The organism is Rickettsia hoogstraalii (genome assembly GCF_000825685.1).
GTDB classification, from domain to species: domain Bacteria; phylum Pseudomonadota; class Alphaproteobacteria; order Rickettsiales; family Rickettsiaceae; genus Rickettsia; species Rickettsia hoogstraalii.
In genome coordinates, this window is record NZ_CCXM01000001.1 from 265,651 (window position 1) to 287,329 (window position 21,679).

The window sequence follows — 21,679 nt, forward strand, 5'->3', positions numbered from 1 at the left end:
AAATCTTGATCTTAAATATTTTTTTTAAAGCTCGACTTATCTCGCTTTACCCTAGATTCCCGCCTACGCGGGAATGACATAAACCGATCCATGCAACAGAGTCAACACCACGCAGGAATGACATCGAATAAAGAAGTGTCCAGTACTATGTATTTTAAAATATAGGCGATTTTTGTTAATAGTGCTATATAAATTTACTACATAATTTTTGTAAATTATTATTAATAAATAAAATATTCTCAAATAGCTGTTGACGGTTATATATTATTTTTATAAAATTTAAGCTTATGTTTAACACAATTATGAGTCATAAATGAAAAAATTATCTGTTATATTTTTATCAGTTAGCATGCTTTCCGGTATTGCTTTTGCCGATAAAGACAAAGTAGTTGCTACCTATAAAGGCGGTGAAGTAAAAGAATCGCAAATTATGAAAGAATTTAAGCCTCAGCTTAATCTTCAATCAGGTGAAACAATCAAAAATTTCGATGATTTTCCACCGCAAGATCAGGAAAAATTAATAAAAATTTATGTTAATAATCTTTTGTTAAAAGAAGAAGTTGCTAAGTCAAATATTACTTCTTCTAAAGAATTCCAAGAAAAACTTGAAAATGCAAAAAATCAATTAGCTCAACAAGAATTACTAGCAAATTATATAAAATCTAGTATTACAGATAAGATGTTTGATGACGAATATAATAAATATGTCGGTAATCTTAAAGGTAAAGAGCAAATAAAAGTTGCTCATATTTTAGTTAAATCCCAAAAAGAAGCTAACGATATAAAGACCAAATTAAGCAAAGGCGGAAATTTCACTAAGCTTGCAGAAAAATCATCTCTTGATAAAGCTTCAGCTTCAAACGGCGGAGTTATAGGTTACATTCTACTAAATCAACCTGGACAGTTAGTACCGGAATTTGAGAAGAAAGCTTTTGCTTTAAAAGTAAATGAAGTTTCAACTCCTGTAAAAACCGATTTCGGTTGGCATATTATCAAAGTGCTTGAGAAAAAACCTGTGCCTATTCCAACAAAAGAAGAAGCAAAAGTAACTATTGATAATATATTAGCTGCAGAAGTACTAAAGAAATATATTTCTGATTTAGAAGCTAAAGCCGATTTAAAAATCTTGTTACCTAAAGCAGACAGCAAAGCCGGATCGTAATTTATTTAATATCATTCACTTTTAATGTCATTCCTGCGAGGTCTTGTTGCATGGACACCTGAATCGTCATTGCGAGCGACTGAAAGGAGCGTGGCAATCCAGAAAATAATTAAAAAAATGCTATTAATTAGCATTTTTACTGGATTGCTTCGTCAAAACTTGCAGTTTTTCCTCGCAATGACGGATAAACAGGTCCACGCAACAATACCATACGGGAATGACAATAGGTCACGCAAATATCTCTCACCAAGAATGACGTTATAAATCGCCCTCAATCACAGCAAACGCTACGCATACAGGATAATCATCAGAAAGAGAAAGGTGAATATTAAAAGGCGGGAGTTTGTTTGTATAGTTTGAACTAACTTCTACTATAGGCTTGCCCAAATTATCATTTAGTATAGTAATATCTTTTAAATTTATACCTTGACCTATACCAACTCCAAAGGCTTTACTTACAGCTTCTTTAGCAGCAAAACGCTTTGCTAAAAATACAGCATGACCTGTTTTGTCCAATAAACTAAACTGTGCTAACTCCTTTGAAGTTAGAATTTTTTTAGCAAAAAGTTCCGGATATAAATGTAATATTTTTTCGATTCTAGGAATTTGTACCATATCAGTACCGACACCGATAAGCATTTACTTATCGGTTTCATAATCTTCGCCATTCTCATCAATAAAGATTTGATCATCTAAATCAGAATAATCTTCCCCGATATAAACTTCAGGTAAATACTCAAATTTTTCTTCTACATCTTCTAATTCATCTTGATTAACAAGCGGCTCTATCATAGTTCTTGTACGCAGACTATTTATTAAGTCTTGTTCTAACTGTTCTACCGATACTTTTCCGGCAGCAATTCTACGTAATGATATAACAGGAGGTTTATCACGCTTTTCTTTTTTGATTTGATTAGTTTCTACTTTATAATTTAATAATTTAGCATATCTTGTTGCTAGTACAACAAGCCGAAACCTATCCGGTATAATTTTATTACAATCTTCTGCCGTAATTCTTGCCATAATTTTCTCCGTTAAAAATAAAGTTATGTAAGGCATCATTGCGAGCAGCCGTAGGCTGCGTGGCAATCTCGTCAAACATCCTGAGATTGCTTCGTCGAATTACGTTGTAATTCTTCTCGCAATGACGGTACAATACCTATATTATACTCTTTTTATATCCGCACCGCAATTACTTAATTTTTTTTCTAAATCTTGAAAGCCACGATCCAAGTGATATATTCGGTGTAATACGGTTTTGCTATTAGTACTAAGACCGGCGAGTATTAGCGATACCGAAGCTCTAAGGTCGCTTGCCATAACTTCCGCTCCTTTTAACATTTCTACACCTCGAACGACCGCCTTATTACCTCGTACTACTATATCTGCTCCCATTCTACATAATTCAGGGACATGCATGAAACGATTTTCAAAAATATTCTCGGTGATCATTGAAACACCGCTACTAAGCGTCATAAGGCTCATAAATTGTGCTTGTAAATCAGTAGCAAAGCCAGGATAGGGATTAGTTTCTAAATCAACTGAATTTAACTTCCCTTCATAAGTTACTTGGACTCCGTTATTGATCGGCACAACTTTTATACCCGTTTCAATAAGTTTTAAAGCTATATTTTCTATAATATGGTAATCAATCCCACAAATTTTTACATCACCTTTAGTAATAGCTGCCGCAAACATATAAGTACCGGCTTCAATACGATCAGAAAGTACTTTATAGCTCGCTTTATTTAAAGAATCCTTACCTTTAATTGTTATTTCGCTAGTGCCGACACCTGCAATATCGGCTCCCATTTTGATAAGGCAATTACATAAATCAACTATTTCCGGCTCTCGACCGCAATTAAAAAGCACGGTTTCTCCCTCTGCTAAAACAGCTGCAAGTATTGCATTAATCGTAGCACCTACGGAAACTTTATCAAAAACAAAATGAGTACCTTTTAAGCGTCCTTTACTTGAAGCATTAATATAACCGTCTTCTATTTCAATCGTAGCTCCCATAGCTTTTAATACGGCAATATGCAAATCTACTTGCCTTGCTCCAATAGCACAACCACCCGGAAGCGACACTCTTGCTTTACCGTATTTGGTAAGCAAAGGACCAAGAACCCAAATCGATGCTCTCATTTTACGAACTATTTCATAATTTGCGGTAAAGTTATTTATATTTCCGGTATTAATTATAAGCTCAAATTCATCTTGATGTTCTAATATTTCAATATCTGCCCCGTGACTTCTTAGCAAATCTTTCATAGTACTAACATCCGTTAACTTTGGAACATTAGTAATATGCAGTTTATCGGTAAGAATAGACGCTGCTATAATAGGTAACACGGCATTTTTAGCACCGCTAATATTAATACTACCTTTAAGAGGTTTACCGCCGTGAATAATTAATTTTTGCATAAATTATTTTGATAAAATTATAACGTCATTGCGAGGAAAGGCAAAGCCTTGACGCGGCAATCTCATAAAGCAGTATAAAATTCCTGAGATTGCCGCACTCGCTCCGCTCGTTCGCAATGACGGTTTTAAGGCTACACATCCAAATTCACGACATTCAAAGCATTAGCTTGGATAAATAATCTACGAGGTTCAACAACATCACCCATTAAAGTAGAGAAAATGCCCTCTGCTTCATCGACTTCCGCAACTCTTACCTGAAGCAAAGTTCTTTTTGCAGGGTCAAGAGTAGTTTCCCATAATTGGTCGGAATTCATCTCACCAAGACCCTTAAAACGCTGGATGTTTATTCCTTTTTTCCCACATTCTATAATGGTATTTAATAACTGGCTTGCTGTTAAAATACCGAATTCCTGACTTTTCACTATAAGCTTTAATTGCTTACTGAATATATCAAAAATTGTTAAAGCAAGCTTTGATATTTGTATAAACTCAAATGATTCTAACTGCTCTTTCAACAATATTTTACTTTCTTTTAAACCCCTACTAAAACGGAAGAACTCTATTTTATTTTCATGTTTTAAAATTTTCCAATTAGTTTTATCAGGCGACTCTTCTAAGCTATTTAAAACATCTAAAGCTTTTTCAAGTCTTAAATCACTTTCAGCTTCAAATATTTTGTTATTAAGTAAGTCATTAATTGCAAGAATTTCAGTAATTGAGCAATTAAATTTTTTGCTAGCATGATCAAGCAAGCCGTTAAACTTAACTACTTTATTAATTAGCTCTTCCAAATTATCGCCTACTAACTGTTCTTTACCGTCTAGAGTTAAGGTTGCATCATTGATAGTTGATTTTATCAAATAATCCTGCAAAGCTTGCTCATTCTTTAAATAAAGCTCAGCTGCTCCTTTTTTTACCTTATAAAGCGGTGGCTGTGCTATATATAGATAACCTTTATTTATTAGCTCAGGCATATGACGATAGAAAAACGTGAGCAATAAAGTTCTAATGTGCGAGCCGTCAACATCAGCATCGGTCATAATAATAACTTTATGGTATCTAAGCTTTTCTAGGGAAAATTCTCGTTCAACACTAATCCCAAGAGCTGTAATTAACGTACCGATTTGGTCCGAACCGAGCATTTTATCAAATCTTGCACGCTCAACGTTCAAAATTTTACCACGCAGAGGCAATATAGCCTGAATTTTGCTATCCCTACCCTGCTTTGCAGTACCGCCCGCAGAGTCTCCCTCAACAATAAACAATTCTGAAATTGCCGGATCTTTTGCATGGCAATCGGCAAGCTTACCGGGTAAGTTCGAGACTTCTAAGGCTGATTTTCTTCGAGTTAGCTCCCTCGCTTTTCTAGCAGCTTCACGAGCATTAGCCGCTTCCATAATCTTAGCTATAATTGCCTTAGATTCCGCCGGATGCTCTTCAAACCACTCAAGAACCTTTGTATAAACGGCATTTTCAACAACCGGTCGCACTTCGGAGCTTACTAGCTTATCTTTTGTTTGAGAGGAAAATTTAGGATCAGGAACTTTAACGGAAAGTACGCAACATAAGCCTTCTCTAGTATCCTCACCGCTAAAGTCATTTTTAGATTTTTTATTAAGGCCCGTAGTATCAAGGTAAGAGGTAATAACACGTGTTATTGCTGATTTGAAAGCACTAAGATGAGTTCCGCCGTCACGCTGCCTAATATTGTTAGTGAAACACAGGATATTCTCATGATAAGAATCGTTCCAGTGCATCGCAAGCTCAAGGCTTATACCGGACTCAGCATTCTCTGTATTAACTACTATACATGGATGAATGGCGTGTTTAGCTCTATCTATATATTTTACATAAGCTTCTATACCGCCCGTATAATAAAACTCTACTTCTTTAACTTCTTCAAAGCGATTATCGACGAGTAAAATCTTCACGCCTGAATTTAAAAAAGCAAGCTCACGAAGACGATGCTTTATAGTGCCGAAATCAAATTCTATATTAGTAAACGTTTCTACAGACGGGAAAAAAGTAACTTCCGTACCTTTTTTATCAATATTTTCTTTGACAACTGCAAGCGGAGCTTCTGTTATACCATTATTAAATCTAATCAAATATTCTTTATTATTACGCCAAATACGCAGCTCAAGCCATTCAGAAAGAGCATTTACAACCGATACACCGACACCGTGTAGACCGCCTGAAACCTTGTAAGAGTTCTGATCAAACTTACCGCCGGCGTGAAGTTGCGTCATAATAACTTCAGCTGCTGATATCCCTTCCTCTTCATGAATTTCAACGGGTATACCTCGCCCGTTATCGGATACGGTAACCGAACCGTTTTTATTTAACGTTACTTGTACTAAATCGCAATAACCGGCGAGCGATTCATCAATAGCGTTGTCGACTACTTCATAAATCATATGATGTAGACCGGACCCATCCCCAACGTCCCCGATATACATTCCCGGTCTTTTTCTTACGGCTTCAAGACCTTTTAAAACCTTTATAGAATCAGCACCATATGATGATTCGTTAAATTTTTCTTCAATTTCCGACATAATCCGACACAATATTTATTTGTTGCTAGAAACAATAAAAATAACTATAACGTAACTTATTAGAATAGTAAAGTTTCTTGATTTAAAAAGTTTACGTCATTGCGAGGAGCGAAGCGACGCGGCAATCCAGTAACAGCTATGCATTTTAAACTGGATTGCTTCGTCAATTGCTATGCAATTTCCTCGCAATGACGATATGACAATACCAAATTAGTGAGATAACAATGAATATATTAAAGTTAAAAAATATTTTCGATGTAATTGATGATTATGACGTGTTTTTATTTGATCTTTGGGGTGTAATAATCGAAGGAGGACATACTTATCCGGGCGTCGTAGAAAATATTAATAAAATTATTAAACGGAAAAAAGTATATTTTGTTACTAATGCTCCACGAAATATTTTTTCGCTGCATCAAACAATTAAATCTTGGGGAGTAAACGTGTTACCTGAAATGATTCTTAGCTCAGGTGAAATAGCAGTAGAAATGATTTTAGAAAGTAAAGAACGATTCGGTATTGAAAAGCCGATAATATATCACTTAGGACATTTAGAAAATGATATAATAAACGGAATTCAATGTCCTATCACTGATGATATTAACAAAGCTAATATTTTCTTAATGACTATTTACAGAGACGAAAACGAAAATTTAGATTTAAACGAATTCGATGAGTTATTTAAAATTGTTGTACAACGTAAAATGGTCAATATTTGTGCTAATCCTGACCTTGGAATAAATCAACACGGTGTTTATAGATATTGTAGCGGTTATTATGCCGAAAAAATAAAGCAGTTTGGCGGAAAAGTAATTTATAGCGGTAAGCCATATGAAGACATATATAGCAAGATTTTAAAAGAATGTCATAATACCCCTAAGAATCGTATGTTAATGATTGGGGACACTTTTTACACCGATATACTTGCAGCAAATCGCCTTGATATAGACTCTGCCCTAGTGTTAACCGGAAATTCTAGAGAATATCATAGTAATTTTGATAATATTGAGGAAAAACTGGATAGTTTAACAAAAACTGCTGTTAAGCAATCGATTATGCCTAGTTTTGTAGTGAGTTTGTCGTAGATACAGACACCGTCATTGCGAGCGGTCGTAGACCGCGCGGCAATCTCATGAAATAATAACAAACTCCTGAGATTGCGGACGTACAATTGCTACGCAATTTCCTAGCAATGACGGATAAACAACAACTCTATTGATATTTTACTTATAATCTGCTATAGAGTAAAACTAAAGCGGTCGTGGCGAAATTGGTAGACGCGCAGCATTGAGGGTGCTGTTCTGTAAAAAGATTGGAAGTTCAAGTCTTCTCGACCGCACCACTCGCCGGTTTTTCACAAAGCCAAATTTTTTCTGTTTTAACACTTCAGATTTTATATTTACTCCTAAGTTCTTCTTGTTAGCAAATGTTTGTGCTAATTGCATACTCCTGATAAATGAAAAGGAGTTGAAATAAAAACTATTGCTTATTTGTACTCTGTGATTTATATTGATTAGCAAATTGTACACAATTCCGTGCTAAGCCTAGCCTAGCTACACCGGCTTTAAATAATTATAATAAGTCTATAGTAAACTATTAGGTAAATAGGTCATGCCTAATTTCAATATATTTAAAAGCATCTTACCTGATCATCATGATCAATTTGCCAAGATTTTTGATCAAATTAATGATCTGATTGAAGATCACAATTATGACGCTGCTGCAAGCAGGCTGGCTAAGCTTCATTATGCCGATTTAGCGGATTTCTTAGATAATCTTAACAATAAAACATATAAAATAATTATTCCTTTATTACAGGATGAAATTAAGCCTAAAACGTTAGTATCGTTAAATGCTTATAGTAAGCCTTTAATAATAGAAACTTTAGGCATAAAAAAATCTGCAGAATTAATCAATAAGCTAGTTATAGAAGATGCTATTGAAGTAGTAATAGATCTAGACGATGATATAAAAGACCTTATCCTAAGTAATCTTACTAAAGAAAAAAAACACCAAATTACCTTAGGTTGTACATATCCCGAAAATACGGTAGGTAGGGTAATTGAGCGAGATTTTATTAATCTTCAAGAAGGATGGACGGTCGAGGAATCATTAAATTTTATCAAAAACGTAAAGAATGACTTTTATGCGGCAATCGTTACAGATAATAAATTACGCCCTATCGGTATTATTTCTCTTAGCACGCTAATTAAAGGCAAAAAAAATGAATTAATAAAAGATTTGATGAGCAAAGATTTTAAGCTTGCAGATGCTTTTACCGACTTAAATGAATTAAGCTTCATTTTTAGACAATATGCTTTAACTATTGTACCGGTAGTAAATAAAAGCGGTAAGTTAGTAGGTAGCGTATCAATCGATAATATAATTTATATTATCGAAGAACAAGCTGGAAAAGATATATTATCATTAAGCGGGGTACACACTCAAGATACTTTCTTCAATGTATTTTATACCGTTAAACATCGTTTTCCTTGGCTCTTTGTTAATCTAATCACTGCCTGCATGACCTCACTTATCATTAACCATTTTAACGACACTATTGCAAAACTTATAACGCTTGCAGCTACTATGCCTATTGTAGCTTCAATGGGCGGAAATGCCGGAACACAAGCCATGACCGTTACGGTTAGAGCCCTTGCTAATAAAGATATTCATTATAATAATGTCAATAAAGTTATATTAAAAGAAATAGCAGTATCGGCTTTTAACGGTTTTGTACTTGCAATTATCGGCGCAGGGCTTAGCTTTGTGATGTTGCTTGACTTAAATCTTAGCGTTATTTTTGCTATTGCAGTTATTTTAAATTTTTTAGTAGCCGGATTATTCGGCTCTGCTATTCCTATAATACTGCATTATTTTGATATAGACCCCGCTGCAGGCTCCGGCGTATTTCTAACAACCATAACCGATGCTCTAGGTTTCCTAACTTTCTTAAGCCTTGCTCATATTTTTTTAGTGTAATTGTTTATTAGGTGTCTTTCCAAACCAGCTTATAGAGAGGAATTTAAAGGAGACACGGAAGTGCTTGCCACCACAGCGTACGTAGAAGTACGTGAGGATGCGAGTAGGTCTTGTTGCGTGGATACCCGAATCATCATTGCGAGGAGCGAAGCTTTGCTGCAATCCAGAAAAATAATTTAAAAAATTCTGATTTATAGAATTTTTTTACTGGATTGCTTCGTCGAAACTTACAGTTTCTTCTCGCAATGACGGAAAAATTGATCCACGCAACAATGCCATGCGAGTCTAGGCTCGACGTATTAAATTACCTCTAGAAGCGAAGTTTGGAAAGATATCTATTCAAATAAAAATACATACACATTACAGCAAACAGTAGCTATAGCTCCAAGACATTTACATATACCGCAACAGTTAGATTAGTATTATTTAAGGAGCTAGATTGTGCATACTCTTGTACTTCTAAACTATTACGGTTTGACATAGTTACATTTTGACTTTAGGATTAATATTTAAAATTATATAACAATAATTTTTAATCTGCAGCTATTTATTATTAAAATTTTTTAATTAATAGCCTACAAATTATAATGAAATAAGAAATAACTTTTATGGAAGATATAAGCTCTTGGAAAGAAAAGTTTGAAATTTGTGTTTATAGTAAAAAATCACTCGATAAACTCGAATATTTAAATACTAAAGTAGAAAATCCTATAGATATCCTTGAAATCAAAAAAGGTATCTACTATGCACGTAAATATCACGGTTCTCAAATGCATCAATCAGGCGATTCTTATTATTCGCACCCGATTGAGGTAGCAATTATGCTTGCTGAATTTGTAGATGAAGAAGCACCTAAGCTTTATAACGTTATTATGCTGCAAGCTGCTTTACTTCATGATACTATTGAAGACACCGAATTAACTGAAGAAGCAATTACCGAAATTTTTGGATCGGAAGTAGCAAAACACGTAGAAGGTCTAACTAGAATTAAATCTTACGGGAAGATAAGTAGCGGAGAAAGCCTAAACTTACTAATTAAAGAGAAAAGATACAATACGGCATTAATAAAATTATTTGACCGAATTCATAATGTGCAAACTTTGGGAGTTAAATCACCTGAGAAAGCTAGAAAAATTATTGAAGAGACTTTAATAAATTTTCTTTTGGTCGCTGCTAATATAAATTATAAACTAGAACGAGAATTTGCTGAATTATGCCTAAAAGTTTTTAATATCGAACTGGAAAGACAAAAAACTTTTTCTAATAATAACTCTCTGCTTCCTCCTCTAACTTTATAAAATGATTTACTCCAAATGTATAACCAATTAGAATTGGAATAATAAAGAATAATAATCCCCAGTGATTAAAATAATCTATCAAGTAAATTGTTCCAAAAGAAGAAACTGCAAACATTAAAGCTCTTGATAAAGCAAATATAAAACTGCCGCATGTAAAACGTTTTAATACCGGACATCTTACATAAAACACTGCACCTGCCGGAAAAGTAGTAGGGCAAATACTACAATAAATAATTGGAATAAAAGTAATTCTATAGTATTTGAAATATTGTTTAGTAAGATAGGAGACATAATAGCTACAATAGAAAATATTATTAATCTTACCTTAAGAACTTTTAAAGGATGTATTTTACAAACCAAATAAGTAACAATTATTGTACTTATTAATTCTGTACCACAAACAATAAAATTTTGATGAATTACTTGAGCGGCACTGTAATTAAATGAGTTTTTTAGCATATTACCGCAATAAATATAAACAATATAAAACCATAACGGGGCTCCACAATGTATAAAAAAGAAAGCTATTGCTGTTGGTTTATTAATTTTTTTACTCCAAATAGGGCTTGATTTTAGCCTATTACTATCTATCCCCGCTTGTGCTACAGTTTTCTTTATTCGTCTTTTTGCATCAATGAAATCCGGAGTCTCTCTAAGATTTGTCCTTGCAACAGCACCAACTATAGCAATAGCTGCTCCAAACCAAAATGCAATACGCCAATCAAGTCCAAAAGAAGTAACAACTGTTCCTAGCGCCAATGCTACGGTTGCACCTAAAGTTACAAAAACAACAAGCGAAGCCACTACCCAATAACGTTGAGGAATTTTTGTCATTTCGGTTAGATAAAGCTCGGCACCTACTACCTCCCCATAGAGGACATCCCCTGAGCGATACGACACGCAGTTACTACAGACACGCAGTTACTACAAAAGTTGCCGTAATACCAATTTCGGCATAAGTTTTTAAATTAGCCATTATAAGACAACAAAGCGACATTAAAAAAGTTGTAATAATTACCGTTGCCTTACGACCTATAGTATCTCCTATCCAACCGAATATTAAAGCACCGATAGGTCTAAATACATATGTTGAACAATATGCAATGGCAGAATATAGAGAAGCAGCTCGTGCATCGGCTTCAGGAAAAAATAGCTCGTTAAGTAGTACCGCCATGTGTACATAAAGCATGAGATCAAAATATTCAAGAAACGTACCTATCGATAGTAGCCCTATTGCTTCTTTTTGATTACGGGCTAAACTCTTTTGCTCTTTTGCGTAACTTAACATGCTTTTTTACAGATTAGTTAAAATTAATAAAGAACTATACTGTTTTATATAAAAATAAAAGTCAATTTAAAAAAATTAGATTTTATAGCATTGCTAACTAAAGATAAATGTCGTAATGAGCTGAGCTTGTTGCGTGGTTCAATTTCACCTCTGTCATCCCGTGGCTTGACCACGGGATCCAGTTAAAAATACTAATATTATTAGTATTTTTTATTGTTTTTTGGACCCCGGGGTCAAACGAACTAGGTGACACAATGGGTTTTACCGGTCCACGCAACAATACCTAATGAGCTGAATGACTGAAAGGAGCTTATCAATCTAAGAAAATAATAAAAAAAATTTTAGTTTACAGAGTTTTTAACTAGATTGCTTAGTCAATATACTTTTAAATTTCTTTGCAATGGCGTTAATTTATTAAATAATCTATCTTTATTTAGCAATGCCAATAAATTTCTAATTTAATACTTGCAATTTATCTTATAATTACTTATATTCAGATTCGCTTAGATTAAAAAGCACTAAGGCGTTTTATATGTAATTAATTTTGATCCCCTTAAACTTTTTACATTAAAACGCCGTTGTTTTATTTAAGCGGGTGTAGCTCAGGGGTAGAGCGCTACCTTGCCAAGGTCGAAGTCGAGGGTTCGAATCCCTTCACCCGCTCCAGTGATTTTTCCGTTTTATGTCATTCCCGCATGACGTTGTTGTGTGAATACCAAAACCGTCATTGCGAGGAGCGAAGCGACACGACACGGCAATCTAGAAAAAGATTAAAAAAATTCTGTAAATCAGAATTTTTTACTGGATTGCTTCGTCGAATTACTACGTAATTCTTCTCGCAATGACGGAAAATCAGTCCACGCAACAATGCCTTTTCACAAATGACATCATTAAGTTTATCATAAATTTAATCTTCCAAACCATATTTTTTCTTAATATCTTCTAATGAAATTACTTCTTCTCCTTTTTCTATACGAGACAAAGCAATTAATAAATCCGCTTTTTCTTCTATATAATTTTTTATATCGGCGATTTTAGTTGTCATAAATATAATTAGTTTTTGATTATTTATACTAGCACGAACTATAATTAACTTATACATTATTTATTTTACCCTTGCATTAAAGCTATTAGGTAGCTATTTTTATTTTATTGATTTTTTTTAAAGGAAGCAACATATGTCAGCAAATACGCAAGATAATCAGGCAAATAATAACGACACTATAGAGATACAGGAAACTGAGGTAGTGCCTGTAGAAACAAATTCTCTACAATCGGGGTTAACAAGCTTAATACCGATGGTTTTAATTTTTGCCGTATTTTACTTCTTATTATTACGTCCGCAAGAAAAACGACGCAAAGAAAGAGAGAAATTAGTAAGTGAAGTTAAAAAAGGCGAAGAAGTTCTAACAAATAGCGGCATTTACGGTATTGTGACTAAAGTAAGTGAAAATGACAATAATATTGAAATCGAAATAGCTAAAGACGTACGTATTAAAGCTTTAAAAAGTGCTATTATCGATATAACTAGTCGTACAAAAGAAGTAGCAGTAAAAAAAGAAAATAACAAAAAAGATAAGAAGGTAAGCGGTGCAAAATCTTCCTAAGTGGAAAATTTTTCTTTCAATTATATGTACGGTTTTTGCGGTTATTTGTGCCTTACCTAATTTCATGCAGGTAAACTCTAAGTTTCTGCCTCATGATTCAGTAAATCTAGGGCTTGACCTTAGAGGAGGAGCCCATTTATTACTCGATGTTGATTTTGACACCTACTTAAATGATTCAATGGAAAATCTTGCTGACACTTTACGCAAAAATTTTCGTGAGGATAAAATAGGCTATAAAAATCTGTTAGTTAGACAAAATAACATTCAATTAGAAGTAAGATCGCCTGAAGAATTAAAGCCGTTAAAAAAAATAATTAACAAAATTGATCCGGAAATTATCGCTGAAGTAAACGAAAATAAAATAAAGCTTAGCTACAGCGAATCTAGATTAAATGACTTACTTAATAAGGTAGTAGACCAATCTATTGAGATCGTTCGCATGAGAGTTGATAGTACCGGCACTAAAGAGCCGACACTACAGAAGCAAGGCGATAAACATATATTACTGCAAGTTCCCGGCGAAGAAAATCCCTCTTACCTGAAGAATATATTAGGGAAAACTGCAAAGCTAACTTTTCATTTAGTTGATGAAAATGCCAATATCGAAGAAGCGGTAAAAGGACATGTTCCGGTAGGTTCAATGCTAGTTAAGGGAGATAGCGAAAGTCATGGGGAGTATTATGTAGTTATAAAGAAAAAAGTTGTTTTGGGTGGAGATCAGCTTACAACCGCTTCAGCTTCTTTTGACCAAAATTCACAAGCGGTAGTTGCTTTTTCTTTCAACAATTTAGGTAGTAAAATATTTGGTGAAATAACCAAAAATAATACCGGTAAACGCCTTGCTATAGTTTTAGACAATAAATTACTAAGTGCTCCAACGATAAACGGAGCGATTATGGGCGGAAGCGGTATAATAACAGGAAATTTTACCGTTGAGTCGGCAAATGAGCTTGCACTATTATTGCGAGCCGGTTCTCTCCCTGCCCCGCTTAAGATTATTGAAGAAAGGAGTATAGGTCCTAACCTCGGTGCTGATTCTATAGAATCAGGAAAAAAAGCAGGACTTCTAGGATTTATAGCAGTGTGTATATTTATGGTTTGGTCTTACGGTGTGCTCGGTTTATTCGCCAATATAGCTTTAAGCCTTGCATTATTATATATTCTAGCTTTACTTTCACTTTTCCAAGCTACTTTAACTCTGCCTGGAATTGCAGGAATAATACTAACTATGGGTATGGCTGTTGATGCTAACGTATTGATTTACGAAAGAATCAAAGAGGAATTGCATAAAGGAGTTTCTAATCTTTATGCTATTAGAACCGGTTTTGAATCCGCCTTTGCTACTATCCTTGATTCTAACCTAACTACGCTAATCGTTGCTTTTTTACTTTATATATTTGGAGTAGGTGCAATAAAAGGTTTTGCCGTTGCATTAACAATCGGGATTATATCTTCAATGTTTTCAGCGATTATCATTACTAAATTGTTAATAGATATTTGGGTAAAATATTTTAAACCTAAAAAACTAGGGCTGGTGTAAGAGTGTATCAGTAATGATTTTTATGGCATTGTTGCGTATTGGATTCGTCATTGCGAGGAAAATTACGAAGTAATTGACGAAGCAATCTCAGGATACTTGACGAGATTGCCACGCTCCTTTCAGTCGCTCGCAATGACGATTTTGGCAATTTTCCTCAAGCTACAGAATGATAACGAAAAAATGGGTAATATCTTATGAAAATGCAATCAAATGTTATAAAAATAATTATCGTAATTAGCTTATTAATAGGAGTAGGAGCATTATATTTGTTGTTATCTTTAAGAACGCCTGAAAAACCGCTTGCCGGTCAAGTTAATATCTATGAAGATAACGTAAAAATTGGCGGTGATTTTGAGCTAATAGACCAAAATGGAGAGATATTTAATAGTGATAAGTTGAAAGGCAATTTAAGCCTCATTTACTTTGGATTTACTAATTGTCCTGATATATGCCCAACCTCTCTAAATAAAATGACGGAGATTGTAGAAATTTTAAATAAACATAAAATAGATATTCTACCTATTTTTATCACTATTGATCCAAAACGTGATACACCTGAAGTACTTAAAGAATATTTAAAACATTTTCATCCGAAATTTATAGGTCTTACCGGTAACGAGCAGCAAATAAAAGATGTAACTGATAAATTCAAGGTTTTTTATGCTCGTGTAAATGGTGACGATGACGACCCAAACTATATGCTTGATCATTCATCTTTTACCTATTTAATCGATGCAAACGGAAAATATCTAAAACATTTCTATTTAGATTCTTCACCTAAGGAAATTATGGAGTTTTTAAAAGGCAATTAATGAGTAATGACTTGCAGCTAAATTCAGAAAGCTTTAGACAAGAGGAATTTAAGGTTGAGCCTGCACAGCGTATTATAATACGTGAGCATAGGCGAACACCGCAAAATTCACTTGGATCAAGTTTTCTGAATGACGCTGTATTAACTGCATATTTATTTACTTTTACAGCTTTAACGATATTGTTAATTGCAAGTTTTTTAAATTACAAATCATTGAAAAATAAACAGAACTTTAATGCAAAAGAGAGTAAGAAATAGATTAATAACAATAATTATTTGTTTCTGCTCTGCAGCTCTTGGAATTAGTATAATACTTTACAATTTAGAGAAAAATATAGTATTTTTTTTGCCGCCGTCAAAAATTAATGAAATAGAACAAGGCAAAGAGTTAAGAGTCGGCGGGCTTGTTAAAATAGAATCAATAAATAAAATTGCTGCTGATAAGATAAGTTTTGTTATTACCGATAATATTAAGGATTTAGAAATATTATACCAAGGTGTACTCCCTGCTCTATTTCGTGAAGGACAAGGAATTATTGCTATCGGACAATTATCGGACGGAAAATTTATAGCAAGACAATTACTTGCAAAGCATGATGAGAATTATAGACCTCCGAAGTAACAATGTCATTGCGAGGAGCGAAGCGACGCGGCAATCTCATGAGATAATATAAAAACTCCTGAGATTGCTTCGTCGAATTACTACGTAATTCTTCTCGCAATGACAAAAAATAACTAAACCAACCAACAAAATAAAAAACATGTTTATAGATAAAATCAAAGCAAAAGCAAATAATGACGAAATAAACGTAATTATCGAAATTCCGATGAATAGCGGTCCAATCAAATACGAATTTGACAAAGAATCAGGAGCGGTTTTTGTTGATCGCTTTATGCAAACTACCATGAGCTATCCTTGTAATTACGGCTTTATTCCTCATACTCTTTCAAATGACGGTGATCCGGTAGACGTACTTGTCGTAGCTCATCATCCGATAGTGCCTGGGTCGGTTATAAAATGCCGAGCAGTCGGCGTATTGATGATGGAAGACGAATCGGGGCTTGATGAAAAAATAATCGCAGTACCGACTTCTAAACTCGATATTACTTTCGATCATATTAAAGAATTAGATGATTTATGTGAAATGCTAAAGAAACGTATCGTGCATTTCTTTGAGCATTATAAAGATTTAGAAAAAGGTAAATGGGTTAAAGTTACCGGATGGGAAAATAAAGCAAAAGCGGATACTTTAATCAATAAAGGAATAGATAGGGCTAGCTAGGATAAGAATTCATGGCTTTCAAGTCGTCATTGCAAGCAGCCGTAGGCTGCGTGGCAATCTCGTCAAATATCCTGAGATTGCTTCGTCAAAATTTTCAATTTTTCCTCGCAATGACGATGAAACCAATTCGCATAGGCAATATATCCTTACAATAACATATCTATAAAAACAGTAATATTAATAAAACAGTGACATTATTTCGTTCAGGAGTCGTAGTAGCTTTTTTCACATTAATTTCTCGCATATTCGGGCTTGTGCGTGAACAATTTATCGCATCATTATTTGGTTCTACCCCTATGGGTGATAGCATTAATGTTGCTTTTAAACTACCGAATCTATTTAGAAGAATTTTTGCAGAAGGAGCATTATCAAGCGTATTCATTCCTATTTATAATGAAAAAATGCTTATTTCTAAGAAAGCCGCTAATAATTTTTCAGGCGAGGTATTTACCCTTCTACTTCTGACATTAATAGTAATAATAGCATTAATGCAAATCTTCATGCCACAATTAATGCTGTTTATTACTCCTGGATTTCACGGTAAAAAAGAAAAATTTGAGCTTACGGTATTTTTATGCCGAATTACAATACCTTATTTAATATTTGTTTCATTAACGGCTCTACTTGGCGGAATATTAAACTCTGTAAAGAAATTTGCAGCCTTTGCTTTTTCACCGGTTATTTTAAGTGTATGCGTAATAATTTTTACTTTAACATTTGATAATTATATAGAGTCTACTATCTCAATTAGCTTATCTTTAATAATTGCCGGAATATTACAGGTTTCTTTTATGTTTGTCTGTGTGAAAAGAGCGGATTTAAACTTTCCGATAATTTTTAACCCAAGCGATCCCGATGTAAAAAAGCTTTTGATTAATATGGGACCGGCAACCATTAGCTCCGGCGTACAGCAATTAAATCTTTTCATATCCCAATCTATTGCTAGCTTTATTGAAGGTGCTATTTCTATATTATCTTATGCCGACCGGATATATCAATTTCCTCTATCAATAATAGGTACTAGCTTCTCTACTATATTGCTACCTGAGCTGTCAAAAATCTATAAATCAAATGATATAGTAGCTGCAAAAAAAATACAGAATAACGCTATTAGAATGGGGCTATTGTTATCATTGCCTGCAACATTCGGTATTATAATTCTATCTCATCCGATTATTAATATAATTTATGAAAGAGGAGTATTCACGAGCCAAGATACTACAAATACAGCCGAGGCTATTTCTGCATTTGCACTCGGACTTCCTGCTTTTATTTTGGCAAAAATTTTAACTCCTATTTTTTATGCTAACGGAGATACTAAAACACCGCTCAAAATAACTTTATTTTCAATAATAATTAATACCGGTATGAATCTATTATTAATGGATTCTTTGAAGCATATAGGTATTGCAGTCGGTACATCTATTGCAGCTTGGTATAATCTAGGTTTATTATATAGCTATACTACAAAACAAAATAAGCTACATATAGAAGCAGGTATAAAGCTTTTCTGTGGTAAAATTTTGTTATGCTGCATAATAATGTCTATCATCATTGCTTTAATAAAACATTATTATTTAGAATATTTTTATTCGGAATATTTATTGATTAAAGTTTGCATGCTAGGCGGTACAATTGCAGTTGGAATGGGAGCATTTTTCGGCACGGCATATTTATTAAAAGTGGTCAATTATGATAATAACAAGAAATAAGCACCAATCAAATTATCAGGATTTGCTAAAAACCTTAGCTATTATAGCTATGATCATTGATCATGTTGGTTTATATCTATATCCTGAATTAACTATTATGCGGATCATAGGTCGTACAGCTATGCCGGTATTTTGCTTTTTTGCCGGTTATAATTTTCATGATAAGCCAAAAACCCATATAATAATATTCGGTGTTTTATTACAAATATATACTACTGTACTATTTAAACAGTTTCTTACTACAAATATTCTAATCTCTATCTATTTAGGGCAATGGTATATTTATTATTTTCGTAATTCTTTAATTCACTTTCTCTATAGCGGTTATTGTCATGTAATTATAATGGTAATATTATGGTATATTAGCTGGGCTTTGATTGATTACGGGACTCTTGTAATTGCTATAATGATACTTGGATTTATTTCAAAACATGAGCAGACAAATCTAAAGCTTTGCTGCTTTATAGCAATTTTTGCTTCTTTCGTGCATTCAACTCTTTTTACTCTTGCAATTTCCTTTAATGAGTTTAATTTTTCAAATACTGAATTAATTTTAGATCTCATCTTCTTAATGATTACCTATACATTAATGATACTAAAAGATTACTCACAAAAAATACCGATAAATTTAAAATGGATAAGCCGAAATGTTTTATATATTTACTGCATACAAATTATAATCTTACAATTCATATTCATCTATAAATACACATATGGTTTTAAAAATTGGTAAGTAAATATTAATAATTAGTGACAGTGGTCCTAGATTAATATTAATATGATTTAGATAATATTGATATTACTTATATGGATTTGATAGATCGTCTAATTTCGGATAATGAACAATATAAAGAGCAATTTAGAAAAAACAAACTATTTGAAATTAAGTTAGATAGTTCCCTACAAAAAAATAAATTTCTTAAACATTTTCGGATTTGGTCAGACGAATTTCAAAAAATGGTATTAGCAAGAGTAGTGTTTTCTGAAACAAAAGAATTTAAACAACTTGCATGGGAGCATCTTACCGATGAATTTGGACATAATATAGAATTATCCCAAAATCTAGAAAATAATGAAGAAGCTACAGATTCTATTTTTGAGGCCTTAGGTTCTTGGTTTACACTAAAAATGATGACTCTTGGAGATAGTGAGCGAGCTGTTCTTGTCCATTTAGTAATAGAGTCTTGTGCTACTATATTCTATGAAAAACTAGGATCAATATTTTTAAATCATAAGTCAACAAAACATTTCAAAACACATATGCATCTTGATCCCGAACATGAACAAATGGGAATAGATTTATTAAAACAAATAAATATTAATGATTCTTCTTTACTCACTATTCAAAAAAAAGGCTGGGATATGATTGACTCTCTGTTTACTAGACTTGCTGAAATCACACAGGACTAATTGGATAATAGGGTATCAGTAAATAAATTTTAACCGAATATTATAAATATCAAAAATAAAAACTAATTAATTGACATTTAAATCCATTATATGTATATTAATATATTACTAAGGCTTATTTACATATTTTATTTACATATTAAAAGTTTTTAATATGTAAGCTATACAAATATTAAACAATATTAATGGGTTAAGTTATGTCAATACTCCGCGTACTAACAGCAACACCAAAAAGCATTTTTAGTAAACTTACTTATAAATACGATCTAGCTACTACTATACGGGCTTATAATGCTGTAAATATATCTCTAGATGAAGCTTTCAAAACTTCATTACAAAATAATTCTTACAAAACTGCAAAACTACTACTTTCATCAGGTCAACTTAATCTTAATTATAGGGACGCCGAAGGAAATTCAGTTTTAATGAATATACTTCAATCACAAAATACTCCTCTACTAAAAAATTATTTTAGCAAGGCAAAAGTAGAAACTGATTTTAAATTATTTCCTTTAATACCTAATAATAGCGGTCATACAATTTATGAGATTGCTGCAGTAGCAGACAATAAAAAAATTTCAAAAATTCTTTATCATAAAATAGCAGAGCTTCATGATCTTAATAAAATAGTAATTCAAGCCTCTGCTAACAAAATAGATTCAAATACTTTAGATTTAGATTCTCCTCCACCTTATAATCTTTCATATCATGATGATGCTACCCATATGACAGGAGAAATACTAGAAGGTAATTAAATCCTACGAAAGCATTATTGAGTGAATAAAAATCGTCATTGCAAGCGACTAAAAGGAGTGTAGCAATCTCAAGGAAATTAAAACTAGATTGCCACGTCGCTTTGCTCCTCGCAAGGCATTGTTGCGTGGATACCACCCCGTCATTGCGAGGAGGGACATAGTCCCGACGTGGCAATCTTGTCAAACCTTCTAAGATTGCTTCGTCGAATTACTACGTAATTCTTCTCGCAATGACGAAAATCACTAAACCTAAACCAGCTCACTTACTTGCGATTTGGCGAAGAGCTTTATCTGAAAGTTAACAAAATTTAAATTACCTTTTGAACCTATTTCCGCAAATTTATGAGCTTTAAGTAACAGATCATAATCTTCCGCCAAATCAGCAAAGAAAAACTCCATTTCACCACTTTGTTTTACTCCTAAAATCTCACCGCTACCTCGAAGTTTTAAATCCTGCTCAGCGATATAAAACCCATCATTAGTTTGTTTCATTATCTCAAACCTACCTCGTGCAACTTTTCCAAGCCTTTTAGGATTATAGAGCAATATACAATATGACTGCAAAGAGCCTCGCCCTACTCTACCTCTAAGCTGATGAAGCTGAGCGAGACCAAACTGCTCAGCATTTTCGATAATGATTAAGGTCGCTTCAGGTACGTCTATTCCGACTTCAATAACAGTTGTTGCAACTAATATCTTAATTTTACCTTCTTTAAACTGCTTCATTATTTGGTCTTTCTGCTCGTTCTTCATCTTACCATGAATAATACCGGTATAACCTTGATATATATTTTCGATAGAGTTAAAACGATTCATCACATCCATTAATAAACTATCCTTTTCCACTGCTTC

Annotated in this window: 27 protein-coding genes, 2 tRNA genes and 2 pseudogenes; 18 read left to right on the plus strand and 13 right to left on the minus strand. The window is 33.4% G+C overall.

Features of this window, described 5'->3' with window-relative positions; all coding sequences use genetic code 11:
• Positions 1-313 precede the first annotated feature (313 nt).
• Positions 314-1,162 (plus strand): foldase protein PrsA, encoded by an 849-nt coding sequence (locus tag BN1174_RS01390; protein ID WP_040255936.1) that lies wholly within the window; start codon positions 314-316, stop codon positions 1,160-1,162.
• Between the two features lie 11 nt (positions 1,163-1,173).
• On the opposite strand, the gene BN1174_RS12180 is transcribed toward BN1174_RS01390, so the two are convergent.
• The 5 genes from BN1174_RS12180 to gyrB all read right to left on the minus strand — a co-directional run bounded on the left by BN1174_RS12180 (position 1,174) and on the right by gyrB (position 6,141).
• Positions 1,174-1,296: a hypothetical protein gene (locus BN1174_RS12180; RefSeq protein ID WP_269378720.1), complete on the minus strand. Its 123-nt coding sequence runs from the start codon at positions 1,294-1,296 to the stop codon at positions 1,174-1,176.
• A gap of 124 nt (positions 1,297-1,420) precedes the next feature.
• Entirely contained in the window at positions 1,421-1,801 is a 381-nt protein-coding gene (acpS, locus tag BN1174_RS01400; protein WP_040255940.1) for a holo-ACP synthase, read from the minus strand.
• Positions 1,802-2,185, minus strand: a complete 384-nt coding sequence (rpoZ, locus tag BN1174_RS01405; protein WP_040257851.1) for a DNA-directed RNA polymerase subunit omega — start codon at positions 2,183-2,185, stop codon at positions 1,802-1,804. It lies immediately after the preceding gene.
• A gap of 141 nt (positions 2,186-2,326) precedes the next feature.
• A complete protein-coding gene (gene murA / locus BN1174_RS01410; protein ID WP_040255942.1) occupies positions 2,327-3,586 on the minus strand; it encodes a UDP-N-acetylglucosamine 1-carboxyvinyltransferase in 1,260 nt (419 codons plus the stop codon).
• Positions 3,587-3,717: 131 nt separating this feature from the next.
• On the minus strand, positions 3,718-6,141 hold the full coding sequence (gyrB, locus tag BN1174_RS01415; RefSeq protein WP_040255944.1) for a DNA topoisomerase (ATP-hydrolyzing) subunit B: 2,424 nt from the start codon (positions 6,139-6,141) through the stop codon (positions 3,718-3,720).
• A gap of 224 nt (positions 6,142-6,365) precedes the next feature.
• On the opposite strand from gyrB, the gene BN1174_RS01420 reads away from it, so the two are divergent.
• The 5 genes and pseudogenes from BN1174_RS01420 (at position 6,366) to BN1174_RS01435 (ending at position 10,421) form a co-directional block, all read left to right on the plus strand.
• Positions 6,366-7,226, plus strand: coding sequence for a TIGR01459 family HAD-type hydrolase (locus tag BN1174_RS01420; RefSeq protein ID WP_040255946.1), 861 nt, complete (start codon positions 6,366-6,368; stop codon positions 7,224-7,226).
• A gap of 170 nt (positions 7,227-7,396) precedes the next feature.
• Positions 7,397-7,483, plus strand: a tRNA-Leu gene (locus tag BN1174_RS01425).
• Between the two features lie 269 nt (positions 7,484-7,752).
• Complete coding sequence (gene mgtE, locus BN1174_RS01430) at positions 7,753-9,123, plus strand: magnesium transporter (protein ID WP_040255948.1); 1,371 nt, start codon at positions 7,753-7,755, stop codon at positions 9,121-9,123.
• Positions 9,124-9,228: pseudogene (locus BN1174_RS12560) on the plus strand (palindromic element RPE1 domain-containing protein); the annotation flags it as partial.
• A gap of 503 nt (positions 9,229-9,731) precedes the next feature.
• On the plus strand, positions 9,732-10,421 hold the full coding sequence (locus BN1174_RS01435; protein ID WP_040255950.1) for an HD domain-containing protein: 690 nt from the start codon (positions 9,732-9,734) through the stop codon (positions 10,419-10,421).
• On the opposite strand, the pseudogene BN1174_RS12565 reads toward BN1174_RS01435, so the two are convergent.
• Both BN1174_RS12565 and BN1174_RS12570 read right to left on the minus strand, forming a co-directional pair.
• Positions 10,384-10,724: pseudogene (locus tag BN1174_RS12565) on the minus strand (proline/betaine transporter). The gene BN1174_RS01435 and the pseudogene BN1174_RS12565 overlap by 38 nt on opposite strands.
• 604 nt (positions 10,725-11,328) lie before the next feature.
• Entirely contained in the window at positions 11,329-11,709 is a 381-nt protein-coding gene (locus BN1174_RS12570; RefSeq protein ID WP_331370573.1) for an MFS transporter, read from the minus strand.
• Positions 11,710-12,300: 591 nt separating this feature from the next.
• Here BN1174_RS12570 and BN1174_RS01445 point away from each other — a divergent pair.
• Positions 12,301-12,375: transfer RNA gene (locus BN1174_RS01445), tRNA-Gly, on the plus strand.
• A gap of 58 nt (positions 12,376-12,433) precedes the next feature.
• Here BN1174_RS01445 and BN1174_RS09590 read toward each other — a convergent pair.
• Together BN1174_RS09590 and BN1174_RS01450 are read right to left on the minus strand one after the other, a co-directional pair.
• Positions 12,434-12,574, minus strand: coding sequence for a hypothetical protein (locus BN1174_RS09590; protein WP_156138432.1), 141 nt, complete (start codon positions 12,572-12,574; stop codon positions 12,434-12,436).
• A 42-nt stretch (positions 12,575-12,616) separates the two neighbouring features.
• Positions 12,617-12,754 (minus strand): hypothetical protein, encoded by a 138-nt coding sequence (locus BN1174_RS01450; protein ID WP_040257853.1) that lies wholly within the window; start codon positions 12,752-12,754, stop codon positions 12,617-12,619.
• 133 nt (positions 12,755-12,887) lie between these two features.
• On the opposite strand from BN1174_RS01450, the gene yajC reads away from it, so the two are divergent.
• On the plus strand, positions 12,888-13,316 hold the full coding sequence (yajC, locus tag BN1174_RS01455) for a preprotein translocase subunit YajC (protein ID WP_040255952.1): 429 nt from the start codon (positions 12,888-12,890) through the stop codon (positions 13,314-13,316).
• A complete protein-coding gene (gene secD, locus BN1174_RS01460; RefSeq protein WP_040255953.1) occupies positions 13,300-14,856 on the plus strand; it encodes a protein translocase subunit SecD in 1,557 nt (518 codons plus the stop codon). The genes yajC and secD overlap by 17 nt, the downstream gene beginning before the upstream one ends.
• Positions 14,857-14,863: 7 nt before the next feature.
• Here secD and BN1174_RS12185 read toward each other — a convergent pair whose 3' ends face one another.
• Entirely contained in the window at positions 14,864-14,989 is a 126-nt protein-coding gene (locus BN1174_RS12185; RefSeq protein ID WP_269378725.1) for a hypothetical protein, read from the minus strand.
• A gap of 61 nt (positions 14,990-15,050) precedes the next feature.
• Here BN1174_RS12185 and BN1174_RS01465 point away from each other — a divergent pair, with 61 nt between their 5' ends.
• The 3 genes from BN1174_RS01465 to ccmE are packed head-to-tail and all read left to right on the plus strand — an operon-like array spanning position 15,051 to position 16,289.
• Complete coding sequence (locus BN1174_RS01465) at positions 15,051-15,668, plus strand: SCO family protein (protein ID WP_040255955.1); 618 nt, start codon at positions 15,051-15,053, stop codon at positions 15,666-15,668.
• On the plus strand, positions 15,668-15,925 hold the full coding sequence (locus BN1174_RS01470) for a palindromic element RPE3 domain-containing protein (protein ID WP_040255957.1): 258 nt from the start codon (positions 15,668-15,670) through the stop codon (positions 15,923-15,925). The genes BN1174_RS01465 and BN1174_RS01470 overlap by 1 nt, the downstream gene beginning before the upstream one ends.
• Positions 15,903-16,289 (plus strand): cytochrome c maturation protein CcmE, encoded by a 387-nt coding sequence (gene ccmE, locus BN1174_RS01475; RefSeq protein ID WP_040255959.1) that lies wholly within the window; start codon positions 15,903-15,905, stop codon positions 16,287-16,289. Before BN1174_RS01470 ends, ccmE begins: the two co-directional genes overlap by 23 nt.
• On the opposite strand, the gene BN1174_RS09595 is transcribed toward ccmE, so the two are convergent.
• Positions 16,234-16,389, minus strand: coding sequence for a hypothetical protein (locus BN1174_RS09595; protein WP_156138433.1), 156 nt, complete (start codon positions 16,387-16,389; stop codon positions 16,234-16,236). The two genes, ccmE and BN1174_RS09595, sit on opposite strands and share 56 nt — an antisense overlap.
• Before the next feature lie 39 nt (positions 16,390-16,428).
• On the opposite strand from BN1174_RS09595, the gene ppa reads away from it, so the two are divergent.
• Positions 16,429-16,950, plus strand: a complete 522-nt coding sequence (gene ppa, locus BN1174_RS01480) for an inorganic diphosphatase (protein WP_040255961.1) — start codon at positions 16,429-16,431, stop codon at positions 16,948-16,950.
• 18 nt (positions 16,951-16,968) lie between these two features.
• Here the strand turns inward: ppa and BN1174_RS12935 are convergent, their stop codons facing one another.
• Complete coding sequence (locus tag BN1174_RS12935; RefSeq protein ID WP_408005866.1) at positions 16,969-17,061, minus strand: RND transporter; 93 nt, start codon at positions 17,059-17,061, stop codon at positions 16,969-16,971.
• Positions 17,062-17,138: 77 nt separating this feature from the next.
• Between BN1174_RS12935 and murJ the strand changes: the two genes are divergently transcribed.
• From murJ to BN1174_RS12190, 5 genes are all read left to right on the plus strand, one after another.
• Positions 17,139-18,662, plus strand: coding sequence for a murein biosynthesis integral membrane protein MurJ (gene murJ / locus BN1174_RS01485; protein ID WP_040255963.1), 1,524 nt, complete (start codon positions 17,139-17,141; stop codon positions 18,660-18,662).
• Positions 18,643-19,395, plus strand: a complete 753-nt coding sequence (locus BN1174_RS01490) for a TraX family protein (RefSeq protein ID WP_040255965.1) — start codon at positions 18,643-18,645, stop codon at positions 19,393-19,395. Before murJ ends, BN1174_RS01490 begins: the two co-directional genes overlap by 20 nt.
• Before the next feature lie 74 nt (positions 19,396-19,469).
• A complete protein-coding gene (locus BN1174_RS01495) occupies positions 19,470-20,072 on the plus strand; it encodes a hypothetical protein (protein ID WP_040255967.1) in 603 nt (200 codons plus the stop codon).
• 197 nt (positions 20,073-20,269) lie between these two features.
• Positions 20,270-20,827, plus strand: a complete 558-nt coding sequence (locus BN1174_RS11365; protein ID WP_231555728.1) for a hypothetical protein — start codon at positions 20,270-20,272, stop codon at positions 20,825-20,827.
• 38 nt (positions 20,828-20,865) lie between these two features.
• Positions 20,866-20,988, plus strand: coding sequence for a hypothetical protein (locus BN1174_RS12190; RefSeq protein WP_269378729.1), 123 nt, complete (start codon positions 20,866-20,868; stop codon positions 20,986-20,988).
• An 88-nt stretch (positions 20,989-21,076) separates the two neighbouring features.
• Here the strand turns inward: BN1174_RS12190 and BN1174_RS12940 are convergent, their stop codons facing one another.
• Entirely contained in the window at positions 21,077-21,652 is a 576-nt protein-coding gene (locus BN1174_RS12940; protein WP_408005883.1) for a helicase-related protein, read from the minus strand.
• Between the last annotated feature and the right edge of the window lie 27 nt (positions 21,653-21,679).